29 protein-coding genes are annotated in these 26,315 nt (G+C 72.7%); 11 read left to right on the forward strand and 18 right to left on the reverse strand.

Annotated elements, in window-relative coordinates:
- The first annotated feature begins 110 nt into the window (after window positions 1-110).
- Entirely contained in the window at window positions 111-833 is a 723-nt protein-coding gene (locus HGN31_RS12280) for a hypothetical protein (protein ID WP_168783373.1), read from the forward strand.
- 56 nt (window positions 834-889) lie between these two features.
- Here the strand turns inward: HGN31_RS12280 and HGN31_RS12285 are convergent, their stop codons facing one another.
- The 5 genes from HGN31_RS12285 to HGN31_RS12300 all read right to left on the reverse strand — a co-directional run bounded on the left by HGN31_RS12285 (window position 890) and on the right by HGN31_RS12300 (window position 4,002).
- On the reverse strand, window positions 890-2,119 hold the full coding sequence (locus HGN31_RS12285; RefSeq protein WP_244961006.1) for a UbiH/UbiF family hydroxylase: 1,230 nt from the start codon (window positions 2,117-2,119) through the stop codon (window positions 890-892).
- Between the two features lie 2 nt (window positions 2,120-2,121).
- Entirely contained in the window at window positions 2,122-2,370 is a 249-nt protein-coding gene (locus HGN31_RS16550) for a hypothetical protein (RefSeq protein ID WP_036700123.1), read from the reverse strand.
- Between the two features lie 32 nt (window positions 2,371-2,402).
- On the reverse strand, window positions 2,403-3,152 hold the full coding sequence (locus tag HGN31_RS12290; protein ID WP_168783375.1) for a pyrimidine 5'-nucleotidase: 750 nt from the start codon (window positions 3,150-3,152) through the stop codon (window positions 2,403-2,405).
- Between the two features lie 83 nt (window positions 3,153-3,235).
- On the reverse strand, window positions 3,236-3,709 hold the full coding sequence (locus HGN31_RS12295; protein ID WP_168783376.1) for a hypothetical protein: 474 nt from the start codon (window positions 3,707-3,709) through the stop codon (window positions 3,236-3,238).
- Between the two features lie 8 nt (window positions 3,710-3,717).
- Window positions 3,718-4,002 (reverse strand): hypothetical protein, encoded by a 285-nt coding sequence (locus HGN31_RS12300; RefSeq protein WP_168783377.1) that lies wholly within the window; start codon window positions 4,000-4,002, stop codon window positions 3,718-3,720.
- Between the two features lie 165 nt (window positions 4,003-4,167).
- On the opposite strand from HGN31_RS12300, the gene HGN31_RS12305 reads away from it, so the two are divergent.
- The 4 genes from HGN31_RS12305 (at window position 4,168) to HGN31_RS12320 (ending at window position 6,940) form a co-directional block, all read left to right on the forward strand.
- The gene (locus tag HGN31_RS12305) at window positions 4,168-4,815 is read left to right on the forward strand and encodes a GntR family transcriptional regulator (RefSeq protein WP_036700121.1); all 648 of its coding nucleotides are present in this window, start codon (window positions 4,168-4,170) and stop codon (window positions 4,813-4,815) included.
- Window positions 4,812-5,435: a DNA-3-methyladenine glycosylase family protein gene (locus tag HGN31_RS12310; RefSeq protein WP_168783378.1), complete on the forward strand. Its 624-nt coding sequence runs from the start codon at window positions 4,812-4,814 to the stop codon at window positions 5,433-5,435. The genes HGN31_RS12305 and HGN31_RS12310 overlap by 4 nt, the downstream gene beginning before the upstream one ends.
- Entirely contained in the window at window positions 5,432-6,097 is a 666-nt protein-coding gene (locus HGN31_RS12315) for an alpha/beta hydrolase (RefSeq protein ID WP_168783379.1), read from the forward strand. Before HGN31_RS12310 ends, HGN31_RS12315 begins: the two co-directional genes overlap by 4 nt.
- Before the next feature lie 258 nt (window positions 6,098-6,355).
- Entirely contained in the window at window positions 6,356-6,940 is a 585-nt protein-coding gene (locus tag HGN31_RS12320) for an HNH endonuclease (RefSeq protein WP_036700180.1), read from the forward strand.
- Between the two features lie 15 nt (window positions 6,941-6,955).
- On the opposite strand, the gene HGN31_RS12325 is transcribed toward HGN31_RS12320, so the two are convergent.
- The gene (locus HGN31_RS12325) at window positions 6,956-7,153 is read right to left on the reverse strand and encodes a hypothetical protein (RefSeq protein ID WP_036700115.1); all 198 of its coding nucleotides are present in this window, start codon (window positions 7,151-7,153) and stop codon (window positions 6,956-6,958) included.
- A gap of 165 nt (window positions 7,154-7,318) precedes the next feature.
- Here HGN31_RS12325 and HGN31_RS12330 point away from each other — a divergent pair, with 165 nt between their 5' ends.
- Window positions 7,319-8,398 (forward strand): PA0069 family radical SAM protein, encoded by a 1,080-nt coding sequence (locus HGN31_RS12330; protein WP_168783380.1) that lies wholly within the window; start codon window positions 7,319-7,321, stop codon window positions 8,396-8,398.
- Window positions 8,399-8,560: 162 nt separating this feature from the next.
- On the opposite strand, the gene ureG is transcribed toward HGN31_RS12330, so the two are convergent.
- The 9 genes from ureG to trpS form a co-directional block, all read right to left on the reverse strand.
- Window positions 8,561-9,205, reverse strand: a complete 645-nt coding sequence (gene ureG / locus HGN31_RS12335; protein WP_168783381.1) for an urease accessory protein UreG — start codon at window positions 9,203-9,205, stop codon at window positions 8,561-8,563.
- Window positions 9,202-9,822, reverse strand: coding sequence for an urease accessory protein UreF (locus HGN31_RS12340; RefSeq protein ID WP_244961223.1), 621 nt, complete (start codon window positions 9,820-9,822; stop codon window positions 9,202-9,204). The genes ureG and HGN31_RS12340 overlap by 4 nt, the downstream gene beginning before the upstream one ends.
- Window positions 9,823-9,880: 58 nt before the next feature.
- Entirely contained in the window at window positions 9,881-10,345 is a 465-nt protein-coding gene (locus tag HGN31_RS12345) for an urease accessory protein UreE (protein WP_231565608.1), read from the reverse strand.
- 17 nt (window positions 10,346-10,362) lie between these two features.
- A complete protein-coding gene (gene ureC / locus HGN31_RS12350; protein ID WP_168783383.1) occupies window positions 10,363-12,066 on the reverse strand; it encodes an urease subunit alpha in 1,704 nt (567 codons plus the stop codon).
- Entirely contained in the window at window positions 12,067-12,372 is a 306-nt protein-coding gene (locus HGN31_RS12355) for an urease subunit beta (protein ID WP_168783384.1), read from the reverse strand. It abuts the gene before it with no gap.
- 1 nt (window position 12,373) lies between these two features.
- The gene (locus HGN31_RS12360) at window positions 12,374-12,937 is read right to left on the reverse strand and encodes a HupE/UreJ family protein (protein WP_168783385.1); all 564 of its coding nucleotides are present in this window, start codon (window positions 12,935-12,937) and stop codon (window positions 12,374-12,376) included.
- A gap of 9 nt (window positions 12,938-12,946) precedes the next feature.
- Window positions 12,947-13,249, reverse strand: coding sequence for an urease subunit gamma (locus tag HGN31_RS12365; protein WP_168783386.1), 303 nt, complete (start codon window positions 13,247-13,249; stop codon window positions 12,947-12,949).
- The gene (locus tag HGN31_RS12370; protein WP_211096296.1) at window positions 13,246-14,103 is read right to left on the reverse strand and encodes an urease accessory protein UreD; all 858 of its coding nucleotides are present in this window, start codon (window positions 14,101-14,103) and stop codon (window positions 13,246-13,248) included. The genes HGN31_RS12365 and HGN31_RS12370 overlap by 4 nt, the downstream gene beginning before the upstream one ends.
- 227 nt (window positions 14,104-14,330) lie before the next feature.
- Window positions 14,331-15,350, reverse strand: a complete 1,020-nt coding sequence (trpS, locus tag HGN31_RS12375; RefSeq protein WP_036706453.1) for a tryptophan--tRNA ligase — start codon at window positions 15,348-15,350, stop codon at window positions 14,331-14,333.
- Between the two features lie 109 nt (window positions 15,351-15,459).
- Between trpS and HGN31_RS12380 the strand changes: the two genes are divergently transcribed.
- Window positions 15,460-16,170, forward strand: coding sequence for a rhomboid family intramembrane serine protease (locus HGN31_RS12380; protein ID WP_168783387.1), 711 nt, complete (start codon window positions 15,460-15,462; stop codon window positions 16,168-16,170).
- Window positions 16,171-16,245: 75 nt separating this feature from the next.
- On the opposite strand, the gene murJ is transcribed toward HGN31_RS12380, so the two are convergent.
- The 3 genes from murJ to HGN31_RS12395 form a co-directional block, all read right to left on the reverse strand.
- The gene (murJ, locus tag HGN31_RS12385; protein WP_168783388.1) at window positions 16,246-17,778 is read right to left on the reverse strand and encodes a murein biosynthesis integral membrane protein MurJ; all 1,533 of its coding nucleotides are present in this window, start codon (window positions 17,776-17,778) and stop codon (window positions 16,246-16,248) included.
- Window positions 17,779-17,945: 167 nt separating this feature from the next.
- Window positions 17,946-20,747, reverse strand: coding sequence for a [protein-PII] uridylyltransferase (locus HGN31_RS12390; protein WP_244961007.1), 2,802 nt, complete (start codon window positions 20,745-20,747; stop codon window positions 17,946-17,948).
- Between the two features lie 2 nt (window positions 20,748-20,749).
- The gene (locus HGN31_RS12395; protein WP_168783389.1) at window positions 20,750-21,949 is read right to left on the reverse strand and encodes a penicillin-binding protein activator; all 1,200 of its coding nucleotides are present in this window, start codon (window positions 21,947-21,949) and stop codon (window positions 20,750-20,752) included.
- Window positions 21,950-22,132: 183 nt separating this feature from the next.
- Between HGN31_RS12395 and rsmI the strand changes: the two genes are divergently transcribed.
- The 4 genes from rsmI (at window position 22,133) to HGN31_RS12415 (ending at window position 26,163) form a co-directional block, all read left to right on the forward strand.
- Window positions 22,133-23,053 (forward strand): 16S rRNA (cytidine(1402)-2'-O)-methyltransferase, encoded by a 921-nt coding sequence (rsmI, locus tag HGN31_RS12400; RefSeq protein ID WP_168783390.1) that lies wholly within the window; start codon window positions 22,133-22,135, stop codon window positions 23,051-23,053.
- Window positions 23,053-23,475 (forward strand): YraN family protein, encoded by a 423-nt coding sequence (locus HGN31_RS12405; RefSeq protein WP_244961009.1) that lies wholly within the window; start codon window positions 23,053-23,055, stop codon window positions 23,473-23,475. The genes rsmI and HGN31_RS12405 overlap by 1 nt, the downstream gene beginning before the upstream one ends.
- A gap of 68 nt (window positions 23,476-23,543) precedes the next feature.
- The gene (gene gshB, locus HGN31_RS12410) at window positions 23,544-24,488 is read left to right on the forward strand and encodes a glutathione synthase (protein ID WP_036700083.1); all 945 of its coding nucleotides are present in this window, start codon (window positions 23,544-23,546) and stop codon (window positions 24,486-24,488) included.
- A gap of 160 nt (window positions 24,489-24,648) precedes the next feature.
- Window positions 24,649-26,163 carry a YifB family Mg chelatase-like AAA ATPase gene (locus HGN31_RS12415; RefSeq protein WP_168783391.1) on the forward strand — a complete coding sequence of 505 codons (1,515 nt, stop codon included), beginning with the start codon at window positions 24,649-24,651 and terminating at the stop codon, window positions 26,161-26,163.
- Window positions 26,164-26,315: the final 152 nt, after the last annotated feature.

Here is a 26,315-nt window from a genome sequence, read left to right on the forward strand (position 1 = left end):
ACCGCGCAACTTTCGGTGTCCAGAACGCCCGGCCCGGCAATGGTTGCAAAATGCCGGGTTTCACGGCCCCCGCGCCGCGACCGCGCCGCCGTTGAGAGCCCGATCCGCCGATGACCCATCCCCATCTGCCGTCCCCCGACTGCGACCTTGCGGCGCTCATTGCCCGCCGGCTGCCGGGGCCGCGGGCCAAGGGCTGGCCGGGGCGCGAGCGGGACCTTTCCGCCCATCTCGACCGGCTGCGGCCCGAGTTTGGCGACCGCTCAGAGGCGGCGTATCTGCTGGCCCGCACCATCGTGATACTGCGCCGCGATCCGGGCGACGCCCATGCGGCCGCCCTGTTTGGGCGGCTGATGGCCGAACTCGGCGCCCCCCTCGCCGCCGATCTCAGCCTGCGCTGGCTGATCTCGGTCTGCGACACGGTGGCCGACCTGCCGGGCCGGGCGCTGGCCGAGTGTACGCTGGCCATGCTGGGGGCAGGGCTCGCCAACCTCGTCAAGCTGGCCGAGACGGAGCGCCGCATCTATCACCCGCCGCGCCCCTGGCCGCCGCGCCAGCGCTTTGCCACCGGGCATGAGATGTTCGACGGGCTCAAGGCGTTCTGGCCCGGGCGCGGCGACATGGTCGACAACCTGCTGGGCCGGATCGGCGACCTGCTGGACGACCCCGAGGCCGCGGCGCTGGCCGTCACCCCCTTCGTGGCCGAGATCGTCCAGCGCCTGACCTCGGACGACACGGTGATCGGCCGGCTGGCGATGCTGCGCGGCGACGCCCCCCTGCCGCAGGTCGAGGGCGCCCGGCGGCGCCAGCTCGATGCGCTGCTGCGCGACCTCTAGGCGACTGTCTGTCCCAACATCCGGCGACGGCCCCGGCGGGGACCGTCGTCGCCGGTTCAGCGCAGCCCCAGCCCCGCCCGCATCATGGTCCGCCGCACCGGGGCGAGCGCGTAAAGCCCCCCCAGCGCCGCCGCCCGCAGGTCGCGCAGCGGCCGCAGGCGCATCATGCTGGCCCGGTTCAGCGCGTCGATGCCGATCAGCCGCGCCAGCGCCTCGGGCCGCCGCGCGCGGGCATAGGCGTCGAGCGCCGCGGCATCGCCGGGGTCCGGCCCCATCAGGTCCAGCAGCGCGGTCAGGTCCGCGAGGCTCATGTTCAGCCCCTGCGCCCCGATCGGCGGGACGACATGGGCGGCCTCGGCGATCAGCGCGGTGCGGGGGCCGGTGTAGGCATCCGCGATCTGGCTGATGATCGGCCACTCGGTCAGCCCGGTGGCAAGCGTGAGCCGCCCCAGCACCCCCGCCGAGCGGTCGTTCAGCGCCGCCTCGAACGACGCGCGCGGTAGGGCGCGCAGCCGTGCGACCTCGGGGCCACGCTCCATCCAGACCACCGCCGACGAGGGGCGCCCGTCGCGGTCGGGCAGCGGGACCAGCGTGAAGGGGCCGCCCGAGCGGTGAATCTCGGTCGAGATATTGTCGTGCGGGCGCTCATGGGTGACGGCAAAGGCCAGCGCCTTCTGCCCGTAGCGCAGGGTGCTCACGCCGATCCCCAGCGCCTGCCGCACAGCCGAGTTGCGCCCGTCGGCGGCGACGACCAGCCGCGCCCGGACACGGGCGCCGTCCGACAGATCGACCAGCGCCGCATCCTCGCGCACGGCCAGCCCCGCGGTGCCGGTACCGGGACGGAAGCTGACGCCCGGCAGCTCGGCCAGCTGCGCGGTCATCTCGCGCCGGAGCAGCCAGTTGGGCAGGTTGTAGCCGAACGGCTCGCCCGAGATCTCGGACGCGTCGAACTCGCGCGTCAGCCGGGCGACGGGCTCGGCCCCGCCGGCATCGACGATCCGCATGACCTGCAGGGGGGCGGCGTGCGGGGCCAGACGGTCCCACAGCCCGATGCGCCTGAGCAGCGCGACCGAGGGTTGCAGGAAGGCGGTGGTGCGCAGGTCGGCACCGGCGGCGGATTCCTCGGTCACCGGCGGGGCGGGGTCGACGCAGACGACCGACAGCCCCTGCGCGCCGAAAGCCGCGGCCGCGGCCAGTCCCGCGACGCCGCCGCCCGAGACGAGCACGTCGACCGTGTCGGTGCTGCCGGCCGTCCCCGCGGGGGCGGTGGCCCCCGGCGCGGCCACGGTCAGTACCCTGTGGCGTAGGCGATCAGCACCACGAAGACGAGCACGGTGGCGACCAGCCCGACCATGGTCAGCGCCGGCAGGCCGAACAGCACCACCAGTACCGCCACCAGCACCGCCGCCAGCACCACGCCGATCAGCAGCCGGCCGGCGATCTGGCGCTCGCGCCTGGTCTGCATCGCCTCGTCGCCGCTGACGGCATGGGTCATCGCTTCGGCGGTGGTGGCCGAGGAGGTGTTGGGGTGCGCCATTATAAGCCTCGTGGTCGGGTCGTGTGATCGGATCAGCGCGACATTGCCACGCCGGGCAGGGCTGCGGCAAGCGCCGCGACGAAGTCGCCGAGTGCCGCGGTCCGCCAAAGCACATGGTCGCCGTGCCGGTGGTCGGCAGCCAGCGGGTCCGGTCCGTGCCGGCCGGGGCCGACCAGAACCGTACGCATTCCCAGCGAAAACGGCACTTCGAGGTTCCTCGGGTCATCCTCGAACATGGCCGCACGGGCGGGGTCGATGTCATGCGCCTCGAGCACCGCGGCAAATGCGCGCGGGTCGGGCTTGGGGTGATAGCCCACCTCGCCGATGCCGTAGATCGCGTCGAAGACGCCGAGCCCGCGATGGGCGAGGACGCGGCCGGCATAGGCCGCGTCGGCGTTGGTGTGGACGATCTTCTGCCCCGGCAGCGCCCGGATCGCCGCAGCAAGGTCCGGGTCCGGGGTCAGTGCGCCCATGTCGATGGCGTGCACCTCGTCGAGGTAGGCGACCGGGTCGATGCCGTGCTCGGCCATCAGCCCGGCGAGCGTCGTGCCGTGCTCGCGCCAGTAATGGGCCCTGAGCCGGTCGGCCTCGGCCGGCGCGACGCCCAGCAGGCGCTCGACATACGCCGTCATCCGCCGCTCGATCTGGTCGAAGAGCCGCGCCTCGGGTGGGTAGAGCGTGTTGTCGAGATCGAAGATCCAGACGTCGACGTGGGCGAAATCCGCAGCCAGCGCGGCGCGTGTGGCGGCCGCGCCGCCGTTCGCTCGGTGTTCGGCTGTCATCGCTCACCCCCTCCGCGCCGCGTCCTGGACGGCCGGCTAACGCAGCGCCGCCGCGCCGGCAAGGCACGGGACGCGGGCGGCGGTCACGACGACCGGCGCTCGAGCAGGATGAGGCCGGGCGCCGCGGGCACGGTCATGACGTCCGCATCCATGAAGCCCTGCGCGCCGTGGTGGCGGATGACATCGAGGGGCTGGCCGGGCGAGAGCGCGGCCGGAAACCACGCCGGCGCGTCGATCCGAAGCGCCTCGGTGGGACCGCCCCCGACCAGCGCGGCCACCGCATCTGCCGAGCCATAGTCGAGCACCGCCCGGAGCACATGATCCGACGGACCGGGGGGGAAGGCGTCGGGGTTGGCCGGTCCCAGCCGTTCCGCGGCCCACAGCACCGCGGGCGGCTGCCCCGCGATCGTCACCTGCCGGCGAAGGTCCGGTTCGGATGTGCTCGCCATCTGCTGCGCGCCGCGCGCCGCCGGGGTGGCCGGACCGACCGCCCCCAGGCCGCCGGCCCCTCCGCCCGTCGCCGTCGCCGCCCAAATGGCCGTGGCCGCCACGCTCATGAACCGGTTCATCGCCCTGCGTGTCCCTCGCTGGCCGAGGCCGGCGATCCGGGCTGACCGGTGGTCCAGCTCGTCGTGTATTTCGCCGCGCCGGTGTGGGTGCCATTGCCCGGTCGGGTCGGCCTTCGAGGACGCGGCGTCTTCGAGGCCCGGTTGGCGCCGGTGCCGGTGAGGAAAGGCAGGCAGGCGGGCACGGCGTTCGGGGCATCGGGGTTCTGCAGGCGCGGTGAGGTCCCGCGGGTCAGCGCCTCGACGGCGGGGGCGAGGCGGCGGCGGTTGTCGGCGATCAGCATCACAGGTTCCGGGGCAGGACGTCGACGGACCCACCTCGTCCGGTAAATGTTGACCTGATGTGACAGCCGTCATCGCGCGGCAGGTTGCCGCGCGACGCCACCGCCGGGATTGGCCATCGTTCGCCGCCTTGCATTTCGGCCTCGCCGCGCAGAACCTGCCCGCCCATGAAGGACGCCTATTCCCTGATCCTGTCGGCGATCGACAACGGCACCTATCGCCCCGGCGACCGGCTGGTCGAATCCGAGCTGGCCGAACGCTTCGGCGTCAGCCGCACGCCCGTGCGCGAGGCGCTGCAGCGGCTCGAGACTCAGTCGATGCTGACCCGCGACGGGCGCAGCCTGATCGTCGCGACGCTGGACCACAACCAGCTGGCCGAACTCTACACCGTGCGGACCGAGCTCGAGGCGCTGGCCGCCCGCCTCGCCGCCCGCCACGCGACGCGGGAAGAGGCGCGGGTGCTGGGCCAGATGGTGATCGAGGACCGCCGGATCATCGACGACCCGCAGGCGCTGAGCCGCGCCAACCGGCGCTTCCATCACCAGATCCACCTCGCCTCGCACAACCGCTATCTCGTCCAGCAGCTCGACATCGTGCACCGCACCATGGCGCTGATGGCGCGGACCTCGCTGGCCGCCGAGGGACGGGGCGAGAAGTCGCTGGCCGAGCACCAGACCATCGTCGATGCCATCGCCGCCGGCGACGCCGAGGCCGCCGAGGCGGCGCTGCGCACCCATATCTCGACCGCCTTCGAGACGCGGCTCAAGGAATCCGCCCGCGCCTGGGCCAACACCATCGAGCAGGACCGCCGGTGAGGCTGATCGCCGCCGACGCCGACCTGGCCGAGGGGGCGGCGCATCTGGCGGCGGTCTGCCCGGTCTGGGCGCGGGTGCTGCCCGACCTCGGGCCGCTGCCCTTGCGGCGCCGCGCGGACGGGTTCCCGGCGCTGCTCGATGCGGTCGTCTCGCAGCAGCTGTCGGTGGCCTCGGCGCGGGCGATCTCGGGGCGGCTCGCGGCGGCGGGGCTGGATCGGCCGGCGCCGATCCTCGCGGCGGGGGATGACGCGCTGCGGGCCTGCGGGCTCTCGGCGCAGAAGATCCGCTACCTGCGCGGGATCGCCGCCGCGGGGATCGACTATGCGGCGCTGGCCCGAGCCCCCGACGAGGCGGTGATCGAGACGCTGGTGGCGCTGCCCGGCATCGGGCGCTGGACGGCCGAGATCTACCTGATGTTCGCGCTCGGCCGGGCCGACGCCTTCGCGCCCGACGACCTCGCCCTGCAAGAGGCCGCGCGGCTGCTCTATGGCCTGCCCGAGCGCCCGCGGGGCCGGGCGCTCGCCGCGCTGGCCGAGCCGTGGCGGCCGTGGCGGTCGGTTGCGGCGCGGGGGCTCTGGGCCTATTACCGGCTCGCCAAGGGACGCGAGGGGACGACATGACGCGCACGCTGCAATCGGGACGCCGGGGCCCGGAGAAACCCTCGTCGGTCGTGGTGTTCCTGCACGGCTATGGCGCCGACGGTGCGGACCTGCTGGGGCTGGCCGAGCCGCTGGGCCGCTATCTGCCGCGCACCGCCTTCTACGCCCCCGACGCGCCCGAGCGCTCCGTCAACAATCCGATGGGCTACCAGTGGTTTCCGATCCCCTGGCTCGACGGGTCGAGCGAGGCCGACGCGAGGGCCTCGATGGCGAAGTCGGTGGCCGACATCGACGCCTTCCTCGACACGGTGCTGGCGGCCGAGGGGCTGACGCCGGACCGGATGGTGGTGGTCGGGTTCTCGCAGGGGACGATGATGGCCCTGCACGTCCTGCCGCGGCGCGCGACGCCGGTGGCAGGGATCGTCGGGTTCTCGGGCCGGCTGCTCGCGCCCGAGATGCTGGGCGAGGTGAGGGTCCGCCCGCCGGTCATGCTGATCCACGGCGACCAGGACCCGATGGTGCCCTATGCCGACCTCGGGCTGGCCGAGCGGGCGCTGAAGGGCGCCGGGTTCGACGTCGCCACCCACACCATGCCGGGCACCGGGCACGGCATCTCGCCCGACGGCTTGGGCGCGGCGCTCGGGTTCATCACCCGCGTGCTGGGCGAGGCCCCGCCGCGCTGACCCTGCGCGCGCCGTCTGCGGCGCGGTTCGCCGAAACCGAGCGTATCTCCACCAGAAAGATGCGGCAGGGGCGGCAGTTACCTGTCACGGGCCTGTCGCGCCACCGTCATGCGCCTGTCGCGTGGGCGGGGCATTGCTGCGTCAACACGGCCATATGCAGAGGCTTGCCAGCCGTCTGACGCAGGATATAGTCGGCGTCAGAAGTCCAAGGGGCAGGCGGTCGGAAAGGGGCGCGCGCGGATGCTGGACGATCGACGGTTGGATACGGATTTCCGCACCCAGTTCGTGCGCGACCCGGCCGCACTCAGGCGCAACCCGGCGCTGGTGCTCAACGCCGATCACCGTCCGCTCAGCTATTACCCGCTGTCGCTCTGGCCCTGGCAAGAGACGATCAAGGCGGTGTTCCTCGACCGCGTGGCGATCCTCGCCGAGTATGACGAGGTCGTGCGAAGCCAGCGCGAGGCGATACGCATCCCCTCGGTCGTGGTGCTCAAGGACTATGTGAAACCCAGGAAGCGCGTGGCCTTCACGCGCTTCAATCTTTTTCTGCGGGACGAGTTCTGCTGCCAGTACTGCGGCTCGCGCGGCGACCTGACCTTCGACCATGTGGTGCCGCGCTCGAAGGGCGGGCTCACGAGTTGGGAGAACGTGGTCGCTGCCTGCTCGCCCTGCAACCTGAAGAAGGCGAACAAGAGCCTGCGGTCGTCGGGCCTCAAGCTGCGGCGGGCGCCGCGCCGGCCCTCGTCGGAAGAGATGCACGCCGCCGGCCGGCGCTTTCCGCCGAACCACCTGCACGTGAGTTGGATGGATTACCTGTACTGGGACGCCGAGCTGGAGTGCTGAGGCGCTGCTGACGCCTTAGGCCTGCGGCGAATGCGGCGGGCCGCCGTCGAAGCCATGCCCGAGCCGCACCGCCAGATGCGCGACCAGCGCCGCCAGCGCCGCGCCGAGCGCCAGCACCGTGAGCGGCACCCCCACCATGAGCGCGGCTACGACCGACAGCGCGGCGGCCACGGTGACGGCCGCGACGAGGGCGAGGAAGTGGGGCAGGGGCATTCGGACCTCCGATTCCCTGTGAATATGGGGAAGCGGGCGGGGATTGAAAAGGCGCCCGCGGGGTTTCCCGCCGATTGGTGGCAGCCGCGGCGGGCTTGTGCGCATGAGGCGAGCCGTGGGACCGGCGGGATTGCCGATGTTCGCACAATGTTCTAATCTCGGGGGATGCTGCCGCCCCGCAACCCCGACGAGACGCTGAAGGCCCGCGGCGCCGCCCACCGCCCGGCGGGCCGGTTCGAGCCCTATCAGTCCGTGCCCGAGGACGACGGCTGGGACAGCCCGCCCGACGAGCGGCTGCTCAGGACCGAGATCACGACCGAGCGGCCGCGCCGGATCATCACCCGCAACCAGTCGCCCGACGTGCCCTTCGACCGCTCGGTGAACCCCTATCGGGGCTGCGAGCATGGCTGCATCTACTGCTTCGCGCGGCCCACCCACGCCTATCTCGGCCTCTCGCCGGGCCTCGATTTCGAAACCCGGATCACCGCCAAGCCCGAGGCGCCGGCGCGCCTGGCCGAGGAGATCGCCCGGCCCGGCTATGCGGTCGCCCCGCTCGCCTTCGGCACCAACACCGACCCCTATCAGCCGGTCGAGGCGCGGCTGGGAATCATGCGCGGCTGCCTCGAGGTGCTGGCGGCGTGGAACCACCCGGTCAGCATCGTGACCCGCGGCCGCACGATCCTGCGCGACCTCGACCTGATCGGGGCGATGGCGGAACGGGGGCAGGTCTTCGTGGGCGTGTCGCTGACGACGCTCGACGCCGGGCTGGCCCGGCAGATGGAGCCGCGGGCGCCGGCGCCGGCCACGCGGCTGGGGATGATCCGGGCGCTGGCCGGGGCGGGGGTGCGGGTGCGGGTGATGTGCGCGCCGATGATCCCGGGCCTGACCGACCACGAGATCGAGGCGCTGCTGGCCGCGGCGCGCGAGGCGGGGGCGGCGACGGCGAGCATGATCCCGATCCGCCTGCCGCTCGAGGTGGCGCCGCTGTTCCGCGACTGGCTGGACCGGCACCACCCCGGCAAGGCGGCCCATGTGATGTCCCGGATCCAGGCGATGCGCGGCGGGCGCGACAACGACCCGCGCTTCGGCAGCCGGATGCGCGGCGAGGGGGTCGAGGCGGAGCTGCTCCACCAGCGCTTCCGCCTTGCCCGCAAGCGGCTGGGGTATGACACCGACAGCCCGCCGCTCGACGCCGCGCGCTTCGGCCCGCCGCCGCGGGCGGGGGATCAGCTGGCGCTGTTCTAGGCCGGGCATGGCCGCGTCCGGGCGTGCGTCGGGCCGTAGCGGTTGCCCGCGACCCGAGGCGCCCGAGGCGCGCCGTTCCGCACCTTCCGGCCCGTTATCGTAGCCAGCCCCCAGAGGTGCCACACCGTGCGCCGACCTGCGCGGCCCGACGCCGCGCCGGGGTCAGCGCGGGGCGAGACCCCCCGCCTCGACGATGTAGCGCACCACCTGATCGACCCCTGTGCCGTGCCGCAGCGCCGCCATCACCACCGGCCTTGTGCCGCGTGCGGCGCGGGCGTCGGTTTCCAGCAGCCCTGCATCGACCCCCACATGGGGCGCGAGGTCGGTCTTGTTGACCACCAGCAGGTCCGAGCGCGCCAGCCCCGGCCCCTTCTTGCGCGGGATGTCCTGCCCGGCCGCCGTGTCGATCACATAGATCGTCAGGTCCGCCAGCTCCGGCGAGAAGGTCGCGGCGAGGTTGTCGCCGCCCGACTCGATCAGCACCAGCTCGAGGTCCGGGAAGGCCGTCGAGAGGTCCGCGACGGCGGCGAGGTTGATCGAGGCGTCCTCGCGGATCGCGGTGTGCGGGCAGCCGCCGGTCTCGACCCCGCGGATGCGCTCGGACGGCAGCACCTGGGCGCGCATCAGCGCCTCGGCGTCTTCGCGGGTGTAGATGTCGTTGGTGATCACCGCCATCGACAGCCGCGGGGCGAGGGCGCGGGCAAGCTCGATGGTGAGCGTCGTCTTGCCCGCGCCGACCGGGCCGCCGATGCCGACGCGCAGGGGACCGTGGGCGGGCGGATGATGGGCGTCGGAGAACTCGGTCATGAGCGGAAGATCCTCGTGGGCATGGTTTCGTGGCGCATCTGGGCGATCTCGGCGCCGAGCGCGCAGGTGCCGAGCGCAGCCTCGTCGGCGGCCGACGCGCGGGCCGCGGTGGCGCGGATCGCGGGGCCGAGCGCGGCGAGCAGGCGCTGCCCGTCGGTCTGCCCGAGCGGCAGGAAGCGCACCGCCGCCAGCGTCAGGTTGAGCGCCTGCCCGTGCAGGTAAAGCGCCAGCACCTCGGGCGCGGGCAGGCCCAGCGGCGCCAGCGCCCGCCCCACGGCGACGGGCAGCGCGGCCGGGGTGGGGGCGCCCAGTCCCAGCGCGGCGGCGGTGCGGGCAAAGGCCGCGCCCTGTTCCAGCGTCTCGGTCAGCCGCTCGGGCGAGAGGCAGAGCGCGCGGGCCAGCGCGTCGAGCCGCGCGGGGTCGGCGCCCGGCCGCAGCGCCAGCGCCATCAGCACCGCGTCGGACCAGAGCGCCCCGTGCGCCAGCACCGCCCCGATCCAGTCTTCGAGCGTTGCGGCGTCGGTGACGATCCCCGCGTCCATCGCCCATTCGAGGCCCTGCGCGTAGGCGAACCCCCCGGTGGGAAAGGCCGGCGAGAGAAGCTGCACCGCGACCAGCCGGGCCGCGGCGGCACCATCTGAGACGGCGTCGGCGAAGGCGTCGGCCGCGGCACCCTCAGTGGCTGTGGCCAAAGGTCCGGCCATGCCCGTAGGCGCCCCCCTCGGGGCGGAAGGGGGCGAGGGTACGCGTCACCCGCGCCCCAAGCTGCGCCAGCATCTGCTCCAGCACCGGGTCGGCGCGGATCACCAGGTGGTCGGCGTGGATCTCGCACGGGCAATGGCGGTTGCCGATGTGCCAGGCCAGCCGCGTCAGGTCGCCCTCGACCCGCAGCACCGGCTCGCGCGCCGGCACCACCTCGACGGCCGAGCCGTCCTCGAGCACGAAGGCCGCGCCCGCGTCGAGGCTGACGGTGCGCGGCAGATCGACCATGAACGCCGCCCCCCCCTCGGTCATCAGGCGGCGGCGGCGCAGGCAGCGGGCCTCGTAGTCCATGACGACCCGCCCGACGACGCGCCGGCCGGCGGTCTCGGCGGTGGTGGCGCAGGCGGTGCCGAGCGTGTCTCCATCGGCCATGAGCATGGGTCTCTCCTTCTCGGTCAGAACAGGAAATAGCGTTGCGCGAGCGGCAGTTCGGCCGCCGGCTCGCAGGTCAGCAGGACGCCGTCGGCGCGGACCTCGTAGGTCTCGGGGTCCACCTCGATCACCGGCGTCGCGTCGTTCAGGCGCATGTCGCGCTTGCCGATGCCGCGGGTGCCCTCGACCGCGACGGCAGCCTTGCCCAGCCCGTCGCAGGCCCCGGCCTCTAGCCCCTCGCGGCTGACGAAGCTGACAGCGGCGGCGCGGCGGGCCCGGCCGAGCGCCCCGAACATCGGCCGCATGGCCATCGGCTGCGGGGTCGGGATCGAGGCATTCGCATCGCCCATCTGTGCCGCGGCGATCTGGCCGCCGACCAGCACCATCTCGGGCTTGGCGCCGAAGAAGGCGGGGTGCCAGATCACCAGATCGGCGCGCTTGCCCGGCTCGACGCTGCCGGCGTGGGCGCTGATCCCGTGCGCAACCGCCGGGTTGATGGTGTATTTCGCCACGTAGCGGCGGGCGCGCAGGTTGTCGTTCTCGCCCGTCTCGCCGTCCAGGCGGCCGCGCTGCACGCGCATCTTGTGCGCCGTCTGCCAGGTCCGGGTCACGACCTCGCCCACCCGGCCCATCGCCTGGCTGTCCGACGAGATGATCGAGAAGGCGCCGAGGTCGTGCAGGATGTCCTCGGCGGCGATCGTCTCGCGCCGGATGCGGCTTTCGGCGAAGGCCACGTCCTCGGGGATGCGGCGGTCGAGGTGGTGGCAGACCATCAGCATGTCGAGGTGTTCCTCGATGGTGTTGACGGTGTAGGGCCGGGTCGGGTTGGTCGAGGACGGGATGACGTTCTGCGAGCCGACCACGCGGATGATGTCGGGGGCATGGCCGCCGCCTGCGCCCTCGGTGTGATAGGCGTGGATGGTGCGCCCGGCGATGGCGGCGAGGGTGTTCTCGACGAAGCCGCTTTCGTTCAGCGTGTCGGTGTGGATCATCACCTGCACGTCGTGACGCTCGGCCACGCCGAGGCAGCAGTCGATGGCGGCGGGGGTGGTGCCCCAGTCCTCGTGCAGCTTGAGCGCGCAGACCCCGGCGCGGACCATCTCGTCCAGCGCCGCGGGGCGGCTGGCGTTGCCCTTGCCGGCGAGGCCGATGTTCACCGGCAGGCTGTCGGCGGCCTCGAGCATCCGGCGGATGTGCCACGGCCCGGGCGTGCAGGTGGTGGCGAGCGTGCCGTGCGCGGGCCCCGTGCCGCCGCCGATCAGCGTGGTCACGCCCGAGGCCAGCGCCTCGTCGACCTGCTGGGGGCAGATGAAATGGATGTGGCAGTCGATGCCGCCGGCGGTGACGATGCGGCCTTCGGCGGCGATGACCTCGGTGCCGGGGCCGATGACGATGGTGACGCCCGGCTGGGTGTCGGGGTTGCCAGCCTTGCCGATGGCGGCGATGCGCCCGTCGCGCAGGCCGATGTCGGCCTTGGTGATGCCGGTCCAGTCGAGGATCAGCGCGTTGGTGATGACCGTGTCCACCGCGCCCTCGGCGCGCGTCGCCTGCGACTGGCCCATGCCGTCGCGGATGACCTTGCCGCCGCCGAACTTCACCTCTTCGCCGTAGAGGGTCAGGTCGCGCTCGACCTCGATCACCAGCGCGGTGTCGCCCAGCCGCACCCGGTCGCCGGTGGTCGGGCCGAACATCGCGGCATAGTCGCGGCGGGTGATCTCGACCGGCATCTAGAGCGCCCCCATGATCTGGCTGTTGAAGCCCCAGACCTGCCGCGCACCGCCGAACGGCACCAGCTGCACCGCGCGGCGCTGCCCCGGCTCGAACCGGATGGCGGTGCCGGCGGGGATGTCGAGCCGCATCCCCCGCGCCGCGGCGCGGTCGAAGTCGAGCCCGGGGTTCGTCTCGGCGAAGTGATAGTGGCTGCCGACCTGCACCGGGCGGTCGCCGGTGTTGGCGACCATCAGCGTCAGCGCCGGGCGGTCGGCGTTCAACGTCAGCGTGCCGGGCGCGGGGAGGATCTCGCCGGGGATCATCTCAGGCCACCGCCAGCACGACGCCGGCGAGCGCGGTCGCCCCGCCCACGATCCGGGTCGAGAGCCGCGGCAGCAGCCGCGCGGCGAGGATGCCCGCGAGGTGCAGCGCGGCCGTCGCCGCCGCGAACCCGGCGGCATAGGCGGCAAGGCCGGTGGCGGGCCCCTCGGCCCCGTGCGCCCAGCCGTGGGCGGCGCCGAAGACCGCGCTCATGGCGATGAGCGCGGCGCGCGGCAGCCGCACCGCAAGGGCGACCAGCGCGGCCAGGACGATGACCGAGGCGAGGATCACCGGCTCGACCGCCGGGAAGGGCAGCCCCGCCGCCCCCGCCGCCCCGCCCGCCAGCATCGCCGCGACGAACCCCGCGGGCAGCGCCCAGACCGCCCGCCCGCCGGTCTGCGCCGCCAGCGCACCCAGCGCGACCATGGCGAGCACGTGGTCCGCCCCGCCGAGCGGATGCGCGACGCCAGCGGCCAGCCCGCCGAGCGGGTGGCCGGGATGGGCGAGCGCGGCGCCGGGCAGGGTCAGCGCGGCGAGCGAGAGGACGGCGAGAGGGGGCAGGCGCATCGGCGGCTCCTAGCGGATCGGGTGGTGGACGGTGACGAGCTTGGTGCCGTCGGGGAATGTGGCCTCGACCTGGACGGTCTCGATCATCGCGGGGATGCCCTCCATGCATTCCTCGGCGCGGACGACCTGGGCGCCGGCCTCCATCAGCTCGGCCACGCTGCGGCCGTCGCGGGCGCCCTCGACGACGAAATCGGCAATGAGCGCGATGGCCTCGGGGTGGTTCAGCCGGACGCCGCGGGCAAGGCGGTTGCGCGCCACCATCGCCGCCATGGCGACGAGCAGCTTGTCCTTTTCGCGGGGGGTCAGGTTCATGCGGCCCTCTCGGGGGTGAATTGCCAGCAACGGGGCAGGGGTTCGGGGCGCAGCAGCGCCACGATCCGCGCGAGCTGGCGGCGCAGCGGCCAGGCGTCGGGGGCGTGGGCGCGCAGGATCAGCCGCCCGTCCCAGCCGGTCGCGGCGGCGGTGACGCCGGGTTCGGTCAGCGCCGCGCGGACGGGCGCGAGCGCGTCCTCGGCCCCCGGCGCGGCGAGGATCAGCGTGGCGAAGGCCCGTGCGCCGGCCAGCAGCGCCGGCTGGCCGCCCCGCGCCAGCGCGGCGCTGTCGAGCCGCAGCGGGTCGATGAGCAGCGGCGCGCCGCCGCGGCGGATCTCGCGCCGGTCGGTCAGCGAGAGGGTGGCGACCGTCTCGCCCATCGCCGCCCGGCCGAGGACGATGGTCTCGATCCCGAGGAAACGCGCGTCGCGGGCGAGGTCGACGCGCGTGTGCCGGTCGAGCGCCGCGCCGTCGAACAGGATCGTCTCTTGCGGCAGCCAGTCGAGGCGGGCGCCGGGACCGGCGCTGAGCGTCACCTCGACCGCGGCGCGGCCGCCCTCGGCGCGATAGGCGCGCTCGGCGGTCTGGGTGGTGGCGGTGGCGCGGCCGTCGGCGAGGTCGAGCGCAAAGGCGAGGCGGTCCCCCGCCGTCAGCCCGCCCGAGGTGTTGAGGAACACGACCTGCGGCGTCTCGGTCGCGGGCGGCAGGTGCAGCATCGCCTTGGCCGACCCGGACTGCGCGAGCGCCGCAATGCGCCCGCCCTCCAGCGCCACGCGCGCGCGCCCGTGGCTGCGCTGGTGGCGCACGGGACGGGGGGCGGTCGGCAGAGGGGTCAGGACCTGGGCATCGAGCATGGCCCGAGGCTGCGCGGCGGGGGCCGCCGTCGGAAGGGGCCGGGGCGGGCGCCGTTACGTCCCCGGTCGCCCGACGCGCAGTTTGCCCGAGGATTGGGCAGTGTGGGCGTGGGTTGGGCCGTGGCGGGATGGGGCCGAGGGGCCGGGCCCTGACCCGTGCGCGGAGTGCGGGCGTGAGGCCGCGCCCGTGCGCGGGTCAGGCGCGCCGTGCGCCGCTGGGGCCCGCCTCAGCGGCGGGCCGGGATCATCCCCATGATCTCGCGCGCCTCGGCCACGATCGGCGCCGCGATGGCGTCGGCGCGGGCGGCGCCGTCCTGCAGGATGCGGTCGATGGCGTCGGGGTCGGCCACCAGCTCGCTCATCCGCGCGGTGATGGGCGAGAGCGCGGCCACCGCCACATCGGCGAGCGCCGGCTTGAAGGCGCCGAAGCCTTGGCCCTCGAACCGGGCCAGCACCGCGTCCTGCGCCTCGCCCGACAGGGCGGCGTAGATGTTCACGAGGTTGCGGGCCTCGGGGCGGTCCTTCAGCCCCTCCATGCTGCCGGGCAGGGGGTCGGCGTCGGTGCGGGCCTTGCGGATCTTCTGGGCGATGGTGTCGGCGTCGTCGGTCAGGTTGATCCGGCTCGCATCCGAGGGGTCGGACTTGGACATCTTCTTGGTGCCGTCGCGCAGGGACATGACGCGGGTCGCGGCGCCCTCGATCACCGGCTCGGGCAGGGGGAAGAAGTCGGTGTCGTAGTCGTGGTTGAACTTGGCGGCGATGTCGCGGGTCAGCTCGACGTGCTGCTTCTGGTCCTCGCCCACCGGGACGTGGGTCGCCTGATAGGCGAGGATGTCGGCCGCCATCAGCGCCGGATAGGCGAAGAGGCCCAGCGACTGCGCCTCGGCGTTCTTGCCGGCCTTGTCCTTCCACTGGGTCATGCGGTTCATCCAGCCCATCCGCGCCACGCAGCTGAGCATCCAGCCGAGCTCGGCATGGGCCGGGACGTGGCTTTGCGCGAACAGGATCGACTGCGCCGGATCGACGCCCGCGGCGATGAAGCCCGCCGCCAGCTCGCGCGTCTGGCGGCGCAGCGCCTCGGGGTCCTGCCACACGGTGATGGCGTGCAGGTCGACGAGGCAGAACACCGTCTCGACCTTGCCCTGGCCCTCGGCGAAGCGCTTGAGCGCGCCGAGGTAGTTGCCGAGCGTCAGCCCCCCGGACGGCTGGATGCCGGAAAAGATGCGGGGAGAGTGAACGCGCGCCATCGGCCTGCCTGCTGGAAAAAGGATCGGCGCCGGATTACCCCTTGGTCCGAACGGGCGCAACTCCCTGCCCCCGGACGGGCGCGTGCTGCGCCACGCGAGAGGACGACAGATGCGAGCCGGATACGACGAAAGCCCCGTGAACCCCGTGCCCGCGGTCATCTGGCTGCTGGCGCTGCCGATCCTCGCCTCCGAGCTCTACTTCGGCCTCGGGCGGCTGGGGTTCCTGTCGGGCGGCACCGGCGCGGGGCAGGCGGCGCGGCAGATCATGGTCGAGCGGACGGCCTTCGCGCCCGAGTTCCTGATCCGCGCCTGGGACCGCCACAGCGTTGCCGGCGGGCAGCTGTCGCGGTTGCTGACCTATCCGTTCGTGCATTACTCGATGACCCACGCGCTCTTCGTGCTCGTGTTCCTGCTGGCGCTCGGCAACATGGTGGCGCGGGCGATGCGGCCCTGGGCGGTGGCGGTGGTCTTTGCCAGCGCTGCGGTCGGCGGGGCGGCGGTCTATGCCGCGATCGCGGCGGCGCTGCCGCAGATGCGATTCGATCCGCTGGTGGGCGGGTATCCGGCGGTCTACGGGCTGCTGGGCGCGTTCACCTTCCTGCTCTGGGCGCGGTTGGGCGAGGAGCACGCCAACCAGTTCCGCGCCTTCACGCTGATCGGCTTCCTGCTCGCGTTCCAGCTGATCTTCGGGGTGCTGTTCGGCGGCGCGGGGAAGAACTGGATCGCCGAGGTGGCGGGGTTCGTGATCGGGTTCCTGATGTCCTTCGTGCTGGTCCCGGGCGGCCTGGCGCGGCTGCGGGGGCGCATCCGCCACCGCTGAGCGGCCCCGCCGGACCGGGGGTTTTCCACCCCCGGACCCCCGGAGGATATTTGCGCAAGGAAGAACGACGCGCGGTCAGCGCTTGCGGCGCACCGCGGCCTTGAGGTCGGCGGGGCGGATTGCGCCGGTGGCGAAGCTCAGCGCGAAATAGAGCGCGGCGCCGCCGAAGACGAGGATGGCGAGGCCCAGCGGGTCGCCCTCTCCGTCGGTGGCGAGCCAGCGGCGCAGGACCCAGAGCCCCGCCGCCATCAGCAGCGACGAGATCAGGATGCGCGGCAGGCTGCGGATGAGCCGCGCGTCGGCCCGGGCGGCCGTGCCCATCCCGCGCGTCCCCCACCAGAGCTGCGCGACCATGAACCACGCGGCCATCGTCGTTCCGAGCGCCGCGGCGAGGAACCCGACCGTGCCCATCAGCCCGAACGCCACCGCCGCGTTGACCACCATCGACACCAGCGCGAAGCGAAAGGGCGTGCGGGTATCCTCGCGCGCGAAATAGAGCGGCTGCAGGATCTTCTGCATGACGAAGGCGGGCAGTCCGAGGGCGTAGACGATCAGCGCGCGGGCCGTCTGCTGGGTGTCGTTGGCGTCGAAGGCGCCGCGCTCGAACAGCGTCGCCACCATCGGCACGGCGATCACCGCGATGGCGCAGGCGGCGGGCAGAGTGAGGAACATCCCGAACTCGGTCGCCCGCGAATAGGCCGACTGTCCGCCCGCCTCGTCGCCCGCCCTGAGGCGGCGCGCCAGCTCGGGCAGCAGCACCACCGCGACCGCGGCCCCCACCACCCCGAGCGGCAGCTGGTAGAGCCGGTCCGAGTAGCTGAGCCAGCCGATCGCGCCCTCGAAGAACGAGCCGACCTGGCGGCCGACGAGCAGGTTCACCTGCACCACGCCGCCGGCGAAGATCGCGGGGAGCGCGATGGTCAGCAGCCGCTTCATGTCCGGCGTGAGCCGCGGCCGGCGCGGGATGAAGCGCCAGCCGGTGCGGCTCGCATCCCACCAGACCAGCGCGAGCTGCGCCACCCCGGTCAGCGGCGTCGCCCAGGCGAGCGTCAGCCCGAGATCCCAGCCGAGCGCGCGCCCGAGCAGCATCCCGGCGATGAAGAGGAGGTTAAGCAGCACCGGCGCCGCCGCCGCCGCGGTGAAGCGGCCGTTGGCGTTCAGCACCCCCGACACCATCGAGGCGAGCGAGATCAGCAGGATATAGGGGAATGTGATCCGCCCGTATTCGACCGCGAGGTCGAAGCGCTGGTCCCCCGCGAACCCCGCCGCCATCAGCCACACGAGCCCCGGCATGGCGATCATCGCCACGGCCGAGAACACCGCGACCACGAACGCCAGCCCCGAGAAGGCGTCCTGGGCAAAGCGCTGGGGATCGTCGCCCCCCTCGAGCTTCTTGGAGAACAGCGGCACGAAGGCGGTGTTGAAGGCGCCCTCGGCGAAGAAGCGCCGGAACATGTTGGGCAGCGACAGCGCGACGAGGAACGCCTCGGCCACCGGCCCGGTCCCGAGCCAGGCGGCCATCAGGATGTCGCGCACGAAGCCCGAGAGGCGCGAGAGGAACGTCCACAATCCGACCGAGACAAAGCCCCGCACCAAGCCGCCGCGCATTCTCGTCCCTTCCGGTCCTGCCCTTCGCGCGTCGCCCTAGCCCCGCGGACCCGCCCGCCGCAAGGGGGCCGCGCACGGCGCCACCAGCCCCAGCGCCGCGCGCCCCGCTTCTTTCTGGCGCAAATACCCATCGGCAGCCGTCACCGGGGACGATGGCTGCCGCCTTCTTACCCCGCCGCCCGCTCGGCGCCCTCGCGGATCGCCTGCCGCAGCTTGCGCTCCAGCGCGTCGCGACGGGACTGCTGGTGCATCTTCAGCCCGAACATGTCCTTGACGTAGAAGCTGTCCACCACCTGCGCCCCGTAGGTGGCGATCACGGCGCTCACGATCTGGATGTGGTTGGCGGCCAGCGTCCGGGTCAGGTCATAGAGCAGCCCCGGCCGGTCGCGGGTATCGACCTGGATGATCGTGTGGATCTCGGATCCTTCGTTGTCGAAGGTGACGTGGGTTGGAAAGCGGAACGCGCGCTCGCGCCGCTTGACCTTGTCGCGGTCGGCGAAGGCCTCGCGCGGGACGACCTCGCCCGCCAGCGTGCGCTCGATCATCCGGCGCAGTTGCGGCAGCCGGTCCGACGAATAGGGCCGCCCCTCGGCGTCCTGCACCCAGAAGACCGCGGTCGCATAGCCGTCGCGGGTCGTATAGGTGCGCGCGTCCACCACGTTCGCGCCCACCAGCGCCAGCGCCCCGGCGAGGCGCGAGAAGAGGCCGGGGTGGTCGGCCATGACGAACGCCGCCCGGGTCGCGTCGCGCCGCAGGTCGGGGTCAAGGTCCATGCGGATCTCTTCGGCCGAGATGCCCTTGAGCAGCCGCGCGAACACCTGCTGGCTGTCGGTCGGCAGGCCCTGCCAGTAGCTGTCGTAATGCCGCCCCGTCTCGGCCCGGATGTCGGCCGGCGCCCAGCCCTGCGCGGTCAAGAGATGCCTGAGCGAGCGCCGCGCCTCGTCCACCCGCTGCTCGCGGTTCACGTCCTCGAGCCCGTTCTCCAGTGCATCCGCGGTCAGCCGGTGCAGCTTGCGCAGCAGCTCGGCCTTCCAGTTGTTCCACGTCCCCGGACCCACCCCGCGGATGTCGCAGACCGTCAGCACCAAGAGCAGGTCGAGCCGGCGGCGCGAGCGCACCGCCTTGGCAAAGTCGCGCAGCGTGCGCGGGTCGGCGATGTCGCGCTTCTGCGCCACGTCGGACATGAGCAGGTGGTTTCGCACCAGCCATTCGACCAGCTCGGTCCGCTCGGCCGACAGCCCCAGCCGCTGGCAGATGCGGCGGGCAAGCTGGGCGCCGATGATCGAGTGATCCTCGGGGCGGCCCTTGCCGATGTCGTGCAGCAGCGTGGCGAGGTAGATCACCGTCCGGTCGATCGGGCCGCCCATGATCCGGCTGACGATGGGCAGGTCCTCGACCACCTCGCCGCGCTCGATCCGGGCCAGCTCGGCCACGCACTGGATCAGGTGCTCGTCCACGGTGAAGTGGTGGTAGACGTTGAACTGCATCATCGCGACGATGCGCTCGAACTCGGGGATATAGGCGCCGAGCACGCCCAGCTCGTTCATCCGCCTGAGCGCGCGTTCCGGGTTGCCGTGGCGCAGGAGCAGGTCAAGGAAGATGCGCGCCGCCTCGGGGTCGGTGCGCACGCTGTCGTCGAAGCGGCGCAGGTTGCGGGCCACCCGGCGCATGGCGTCGGGATGCAGCAGGATCTCGGTGCGCAACGCCTCCTCGAACAGGCGCAGGATGTTCAGCGGGTCGTCGAAGAAATGCTCGGGGTCGGCGACGGTCAGGCGGCCGGTCTCGACCTGGAAGCCCGGCCGGACGCGGCGGCGGCGGAACCGCTCGAGCAGGGGCGCGCGGTAGAGGTGGCGCTGCTCGAGCGCGGTCAGGAACACGCGGGTCAGCTCACCCACTCGTGTGGCGTGGCGGAAATACTCCTGCATGAAGATTTCCACGCCCCGCCGCCCGCCCGCATCGCGGTAGCCCATGCGCTCGGCCACCTCGAGCTGCATGTCGAAGCTGAGCTTGTCGGCGGCCCGACCGGCGGCGAGATGCAGCTGGCAGCGCACCGCCCAGAGGAAGTCCTCGGCCGCCCAGAAGGTCGTGTGCTCCTCGCGGGTAAAGAGGCCCAGATCGACCAGCTCGATGGCCCGGTCGACCTGGTGGATGTACTTGCCGATCCAGTAGAGTGTCTGGAGGTCGCGCAGGCCGCCCTTGCCCTCCTTGACGTTCGGCTCGAGCACGTAGCGCTGCCCGCCCTGGCGCTGGTGGCGGGCGCTGCGCTCGGCGAGCTTGGCCTGGATGAACTCGGGGACGGTGCGGCTGAAGAGCTCGGGCCAGAGCCGATCGCGCAGCTCCTGCGCGATCACCGCGTCGCCGCAGATCAGCCGGTGCTCGAGCAGGCTGGTGCGGATGGTCATGTCGCCCTCGGCCAGCCGCAGGCATTCGTCGACCGAGCGGGTGGCCTGGCCGACCTTCAGCTTGAGGTCCCAGAGCATGTAGAGCATCGACTCGACGACGCTCTCGATCCAGCCGGCGGGCTTCCACGGGTGGACGAACAGCAGGTCCACGTCCGAATGCGGCGCCATCTCGCCGCGGCCGTAGCCGCCGACGGCCATGACGGCGAGGCGCTCGGCCTCGGTCGGCGCGAGGTTGGGGTGCAGGTGCACGGTGGCCACGTGGTGGATCGCCTGCACGGTGGCGTCGGTCAGCGCGGCGATGGCGCGGACCGTCTCGCGTCCCTTGCGGGGGTGGGTGGCGAGGCCGGCGACGATGTCGGCCATCGCCTCGGCCCGGGCGGTGGTGAGCAGGGCCACGGTGCGGGCGCGGATGTCGCGGGCGTCGGTCGCGCCGACGAGCGCCGCGTCGATGGCCACCTGGGCGGTGGCCGGGTCGAAGAGCGGGTGCGCCCCGGGCAGGGCCGGGGCGCTCTGGATGGCGGTCACCGCGTCACGGCCGGGCGCGGCGCCCGGATCGGAGTGGGCCAAGTTCAGAATCCGAAGCCGCCGAAGCTGGACCGCGCGGGATCGATCACGACCAGCTTGCCGCCCTGCAGCGTGGCGACCGACAGCTGGCGCTGGTTCGACCCGTCGGGCCGCAGACGGAACGGCCCCTGGATGCCGGCGAAGCCCGCCCCCCGGGTCAGGCCCGCGGTGGTGACGGCATTCGCGCGCCCGGCACGGACGTTGGCCGCGATGGCCGAGACGCCGTCATACGCGAGAGTGGCGAAGTCGTGGGGGTTCTCGCCATAGGCGGCGCGGTAGCGGGCGTTGAACGCAGCCATGCGGCCGAGATCCGGGACCGCGAACCAGCCGTTCTGCAGCTGCGGCAGGCCGGCGCGGCTCGCCGGGACGTCCCAGCGGGTCAGGCCCATGAGCTGGATCGAGCGCGAGGACACGCCGGCGCTGGCGAGCGCCGCGGTGATCTCGGGCAGGGCCTCGGCGTGGTTGCCGGTCAGGAACAGCGCCTGGGCCTGGTTCTGGGCCGCCGCGCGGGCGATGGTCGGGGCGATGGCGTCCATCTCGGCCCGGCTGAGGCCGTGGCCGGTCTTGCCGACCATCGTGCCGCGGTTGCGGGCGATGGCACCCTCGATCGCGGCGCCGCCGAGCTGACCGGCGACGTCGTTCTCGTGCACGATCAGGAAGCGGCGCAGGCCCTGCTTGACGCCGTACGAGACGAGCCGGTCGGCGGTGTTGCCGAAGGTGTTGCCGAGCACGAAGAGGTTGCCGCCGGCGATGTCGGCATTGTTCGAGAAGGACAGCACGTTGACCCGGCCGCGGACGGCGTTGCCGACCGCGTTGGCCGATTCGCCGTGCAGCGGGCCGACGATGACCTTGGCGCCCTCGGCCACGGCCTTGTTGGCCATGGCGACGGCCTGGCCCGCGTCGTCGCCCGATTCGTAGACCCGCAGGTCGATCCGCGCGCCCTGCGCGTCGGCCACCGCCATCCGCGCGGCGTTGGCCATCGAGCGGGACATGTAGTCGTAGTTCGGATCGCCCGAGCCGCCGGGCACGAGCAGCGCCACCTGGACCGGCTGCGACGGATCGATCATCGGGCCGGTCTGCGCGCCGGTGGCGGTGGGTTCGGTGGGCGCGCAGGCGGCGAGCGCCGCCGCCGAGACGAGGGCCGCGACCCGCAGCAGGGGGCGGCGCCAGAGCGCAGCCGGGCGGGCCGTGAGAGTGGCGGACATGCGGGTGATTCCCTCTTTCTGGGGTGCCGGATGCCGGGCAGGGTAGTCTTGTTCCGTGCCGCGTGGCAACCTGACCGACCCGGCAGGTCAGGGGCGCACCGGCCGGTGTGCGCGCAGTCCGGGCGCGCGCCGGGGCGGTGCGACCCGGCACCGCGGACGGGGCATTCGCAGCGGAGGTTTAACATGGCGGGATCAGACGACGACGGCAGCGGCGGCGCCGTCCACGCAGCCCCCCAGCCGGTGCCGGCAGGCGTGCTGGCCGCACGGCTCGAGCCGGGGCTGCACCTCGTCGCGACCCCGATCGGAACGGCGCGCGACATCACCCTGCGGGCGCTGGACGTGCTCAACGCCGCCGATCTTCTGGCGGCCGAGGACACCCGCACGCTCCGCCACCTGCTCGCGATCCACGGCATCCCGCTCCGCGGCCGCCGCATCGTGGCCCACCACGATCACAATGCCGCCCGTTCGACCCCCGGGATCCTCGCCGCCATCGGCCGCGGCGAGGCGGTCGCCTATGCCTCGGACGCGGGAACACCACTGGTGGCCGACCCCGGCTTCACCTTGGCGCGCGAGGTCACCGCCGCCGGTGGCCGCGTCCACGCCGTGCCCGGCGCCTCGGCGCTGCTCGCGGCCTTGAGCGTCGCTGGTCAGCCCACCGACCGGTTCCTCTTCGCGGGCTTCGCCCCCTCGGCGCATGGCGCCCGCCGCCGGTGGCTCGCCGAGGTGGCCGGGGTCGGCACGACGGCGGTCATCTTCGAGAGCCCGAGGCGCGTTAAGGAAATGTTGGAAGAGTTGTGCGAACTTGACCCGAATCGCGCTATCTCGGTGTGCAGGGAGCTGACGAAGAAGTTCGAGGAAGTCCGGCAGGGCACGGTCGCCGAAGTCGCGGCAGGCATCCCCGTCGAGGGGCTTCGCGGTGAGGTCGTGGTGGTGCTGGGTCCCCGCCCGGCGGAACCGGCCGACGATGACGGTGTGCGGGCCGCCCTCGCCGGGCGGCTGGCGATGATGTCGGTGCGCGACGCCGCCGCCGCCGTGGCGGCCGAGACGGGCCGGGCGCGCAAGGATGTGTATCGCATGGCTCTGGCCATGCAGGAGGGTGAGTGATGCAGACCGCAATGCCCTGGGCCACCCAGACCCGCCCCGGAACCGCCCCCGCCGGGGTGCGCGCCGCCCGGGGACTGGCAGCACACGCCAGCGGCCATTCGGCCGAGGCTCTCGTGACCGATCACTATTTGGACCGCGGGGCCGAGGTTCTCGAGCGGTGCTGGCGCAGCCCGGCCGGTGAGGTGGACCTGATCGTCCGCGACGGCGAGGCCGTGGTTTTCGTCGAGGTGAAAAAGGCCGATACCCATGACGCGGCCGCCGCCCGGCTGTCGCGTCGGCAGATGGACCGCATCTGCACGGCAGCGCTCATATATGCCGACAAGCTTCCGGGTGGCGCGCTGACCGACATCCGCTTCGACGCCGCGCTGGTGGACGCGACCGGCCGGGTCGAGATCATCGAGAACGCGTTCGGCCTGAACTGACCGCGCCTTGCATCGCCGCGCCGGTCGCGCGACAACCGGCACCGATTGATGGTGAGCGGAGAGCCGGGATGAGCCTCAAGGTCGCGTTGCAGATGGACCCGATCGAGGCGGTCTCGATCGACGGGGATTCGACCTTTCGACTGGGACTCGAGGCGCAGGCCCGGGGCCACAGCCTGTTCCAGTACACGGCCGATCGGCTGATCTTCGACGAGGGGCGGCTGCTCGCGCACGGGCGCGACGTCACCTTGCGCCGCGAGGCGGGAAACCACGTCGACTTCGGTGAGTGGCAGACCGTCGACCTGTCCGGATTCGATGTCGTCTGGCTGCGGCAGGACCCGCCGTTCGACATGGCTTACGTCACCTCGACCCACCTGCTCGACCGCATCCATCCAGCCACGCTGGTCGTCAACGACCCGTTCTGGGTGCGGAATTCACCCGAGAAGCTGATGGTCCTCGATTTCCCCGACCTCACCCCGCCGACCATGATCGCCCGCGACGTGCAGGCCATCCGCGGCTTCCGGCAGCGTCACGGCGAGATCATCCTCAAGCCGCTCTATGGCAATGGCGGCGCGGGCGTCTTTCACCTTCCGCAGGCCGACGCCAATCTGTCGGCGCTGCTCGAGCTGTTCGGCGGCATGAACCGCGAGCCGGTGATCGTGCAGAAGTATCTGCCCGCCGTGGTCAAGGGCGACAAGCGCATCATCCTGGTGGACGGCGAACCCGTGGGGGCGATCAATCGCGTCCCGGCGCAGGGCGAGGCCCGGTCCAACATGCACGTGGGCGGCCGGCCCGAGAAGGTCGGCCTGACCGAGCGCGAGCGCGAGATCTGTGCCCGCATCGGGCCGGTCCTGCGCGAGAAGGGGCAGATCTTCGTCGGGATCGACGTGATCGACGGGTGGCTGACCGAGATCAACGTGACCTCGCCGACCGGAATTCAGGAACTCGAGCGGTTCGATGGGGTTAACGCCGCTGCGCTCATCTGGGAGGCGATCGAGCGTCGCCGGGCCGGGTGAGTTCGCTGGCGCTCACGGTCGCGTCGCTACGTCTGGCTGCACCCTCGAAAGGTTATCCGTCGTGAACGCGCCGGCGCAGAGCATTCCCCTTTGCCTGGTCGCTGTTAACTTTTTATCAACCGCTCGCCGCTAACGTCCCCTCGAGCCGAGGGAGCAGCGGATGGTCGCAATCGCCTACAGCGTCGCCTTTGACGGGATCGAGGCGCGGCTGGTCGAGGTTCAGGCGGCGGTGTCGCCCGGGCTGCCGTCGTTTACCGTCGTCGGCCTGCCCGATAAGGCGGTGAGCGAGGCGCGCGAGCGGGTGCGGGCGGCGTTCGCCGCGATGGCCATTGCCATGCCGTCGAAGCGGGTCACGGTGAACCTCTCGCCCGCCGATCTGCCGAAGGAGGGCTCGCATTTCGACCTGCCCATCGCGCTTGCCATTCTGGCCGCGCTCGATCTCGTGCCGGCCGACGAGCTGGCGACGGTGGTTTCGCTCGGCGAACTGGCGCTTGACGGGCGGCTCGTGCCGGTGGCGGGGGCGCTGCCGGCTGCCGTGGCGGCGGCGGATGAGCAGCGCACGCTGATCTGCCCGCCCGCCTGCGGGGCCGAGGCGGCGTGGGTCGGGGCGGTGCCCGTCGTGGCGCCACAGGGCCTCCGGCAGGTGGTCGACCACCTGACCGGCCGCGCCCCGGTGCCGCAGGCGCGGGCCGGCGACGTGCGGCCCCCCGCGCCGGGGCCCGACATGGCCGACGTCCGCGGGCAGGAGCGGGCCAAGCGCGCCATCGAGATCGCCGCGGCGGGGCGGCATCATCTGCTGATGGTCGGGCCGCCGGGGTCGGGCAAGTCGATGCTCGCCGCCCGCCTGCCGGGGCTGATGCCCGAGCTGACGCCGGCCGAGGCGCTCGAGACGTCGATGATCCAGTCGCTCGCGGGGATGCTGAGCGAGGGCGCAATCTCGCGCGCGGCGCCCTACCGCGACCCGCATCACACCGCCTCGATGGCGGCGATGGTCGGGGGCGGGCGGGGGGCGCGGCCGGGCGAAATCAGCCTCGCCCATAACGGCGTGCTGTTCATGGACGAACTGCCGGAGTTCCCTCGACAGGTGCTCGAGACGCTGCGCCAGCCGCTCGAGACCGGCGAGGTCGTGGTGGCGCGGGCCAATGCGCACGTGCGCTATCCGTGCCGCTTCCTGCTGGTGGCGGCGGCGAACCCATGCCGCTGCGGGCATCTCGCCGACGCGGCGCGCGCCTGTGCCCGCGCGCCGCAGTGCGGGGCGGATTATCTCGGCAAGCTGTCGGGGCCGCTGATGGACCGCTTCGACCTGAGAATCGAGGTGCCGCCTGTGGCGATCGGCGATCTCGAGCAGCCCGCGGCGGGCGAGGCCAGCGCCGGGATCGCCGCCCGGATCGCCGCGGCGCGGGCGGTGCAGGCCGACCGCTTTGCCGCGCACCCGACGCTGCGGGTGAACGCGGATGCCTCAGGCGGGGTGCTCGAGGAGATCGCGGCCCCCGATGCCGAGGGCCGCAGCCTGATCCTGCGCGCGGCCGAGCGGCTGGGGTTGAGCGCGCGCGGGTACCACCGGGTGCTGCGGACGGCCCGGACCATCGCCGACCTCGACGGCAGTGAGCGGGTGCGCGCCCCGCATCTGGCCGAGGCGATCAGCTATCGGCTGCCGTTTGCCGCGGCGGCGTGAAGGAGGGAGGAGCAACGAGGATCTGACGCAACATTTTTGCGCGTGCGGCGGATTTTGCGCTTGCACGTTGGCTCGGAGAGCCACCCCCTCGCTGGCCGCTGGCCGCTGGCCGCTGGCCGCTGGCCGCTGGCCGCTGGCCGCTGGCCGCTGGC

It is taken from the genome of Paracoccus sanguinis (genome assembly GCF_012689545.1).
Classification (GTDB): domain Bacteria; phylum Pseudomonadota; class Alphaproteobacteria; order Rhodobacterales; family Rhodobacteraceae; genus Paracoccus; species Paracoccus panacisoli.

Bases quoted from the DNA above. Each gene is read 5' to 3' on its own strand.
- HGN31_RS12280 (WP_168783373.1), top strand. From the start codon at position 111: ATGACCCATCCCCATCTGCCGTCCCCCGACTGCGACCTTGCGGCGCTC.
- HGN31_RS16550 (WP_036700123.1), bottom strand. From the start codon at position 2,370: ATGGCGCACCCCAACACCTCCTCGGCCACCACCGCCGAAGCGATGACC.
- HGN31_RS12290 (WP_168783375.1), bottom strand. From the start codon at position 3,152: ATGACAGCCGAACACCGAGCGAACGGCGGCGCGGCCGCCACACGCGCC.
- HGN31_RS12295 (WP_168783376.1), bottom strand. From the start codon at position 3,709: ATGAGCGTGGCGGCCACGGCCATTTGGGCGGCGACGGCGACGGGCGGA.
- HGN31_RS12300 (WP_168783377.1), bottom strand. From the start codon at position 4,002: ATGCTGATCGCCGACAACCGCCGCCGCCTCGCCCCCGCCGTCGAGGCG.
- HGN31_RS12305 (WP_036700121.1), top strand. From the start codon at position 4,168: ATGAAGGACGCCTATTCCCTGATCCTGTCGGCGATCGACAACGGCACC.
- HGN31_RS12315 (WP_168783379.1), top strand. From the start codon at position 5,432: ATGACGCGCACGCTGCAATCGGGACGCCGGGGCCCGGAGAAACCCTCG.
- HGN31_RS12325 (WP_036700115.1), bottom strand. From the start codon at position 7,153: ATGCCCCTGCCCCACTTCCTCGCCCTCGTCGCGGCCGTCACCGTGGCC.
- HGN31_RS12330 (WP_168783380.1), top strand. From the start codon at position 7,319: ATGCTGCCGCCCCGCAACCCCGACGAGACGCTGAAGGCCCGCGGCGCC.
- ureG (WP_168783381.1), bottom strand. From the start codon at position 9,205: ATGACCGAGTTCTCCGACGCCCATCATCCGCCCGCCCACGGTCCCCTG.
- HGN31_RS12345 (WP_231565608.1), bottom strand. From the start codon at position 10,345: ATGCTCATGGCCGATGGAGACACGCTCGGCACCGCCTGCGCCACCACC.
- ureC (WP_168783383.1), bottom strand. From the start codon at position 12,066: ATGCCGGTCGAGATCACCCGCCGCGACTATGCCGCGATGTTCGGCCCG.
- HGN31_RS12355 (WP_168783384.1), bottom strand. From the start codon at position 12,372: ATGATCCCCGGCGAGATCCTCCCCGCGCCCGGCACGCTGACGTTGAAC.
- HGN31_RS12360 (WP_168783385.1), bottom strand. From the start codon at position 12,937: ATGCGCCTGCCCCCTCTCGCCGTCCTCTCGCTCGCCGCGCTGACCCTG.
- HGN31_RS12365 (WP_168783386.1), bottom strand. From the start codon at position 13,249: ATGAACCTGACCCCCCGCGAAAAGGACAAGCTGCTCGTCGCCATGGCG.
- HGN31_RS12370 (WP_211096296.1), bottom strand. From the start codon at position 14,103: ATGCTCGATGCCCAGGTCCTGACCCCTCTGCCGACCGCCCCCCGTCCC.
- trpS (WP_036706453.1), bottom strand. From the start codon at position 15,350: ATGGCGCGCGTTCACTCTCCCCGCATCTTTTCCGGCATCCAGCCGTCC.
- HGN31_RS12380 (WP_168783387.1), top strand. From the start codon at position 15,460: ATGCGAGCCGGATACGACGAAAGCCCCGTGAACCCCGTGCCCGCGGTC.
- murJ (WP_168783388.1), bottom strand. From the start codon at position 17,778: ATGCGCGGCGGCTTGGTGCGGGGCTTTGTCTCGGTCGGATTGTGGACG.
- HGN31_RS12395 (WP_168783389.1), bottom strand. From the start codon at position 21,949: ATGTCCGCCACTCTCACGGCCCGCCCGGCTGCGCTCTGGCGCCGCCCC.
- rsmI (WP_168783390.1), top strand. From the start codon at position 22,133: ATGGCGGGATCAGACGACGACGGCAGCGGCGGCGCCGTCCACGCAGCC.
- HGN31_RS12405 (WP_244961009.1), top strand. From the start codon at position 23,053: ATGCAGACCGCAATGCCCTGGGCCACCCAGACCCGCCCCGGAACCGCC.
- gshB (WP_036700083.1), top strand. From the start codon at position 23,544: ATGAGCCTCAAGGTCGCGTTGCAGATGGACCCGATCGAGGCGGTCTCG.
- HGN31_RS12415 (WP_168783391.1), top strand. From the start codon at position 24,649: ATGGTCGCAATCGCCTACAGCGTCGCCTTTGACGGGATCGAGGCGCGG.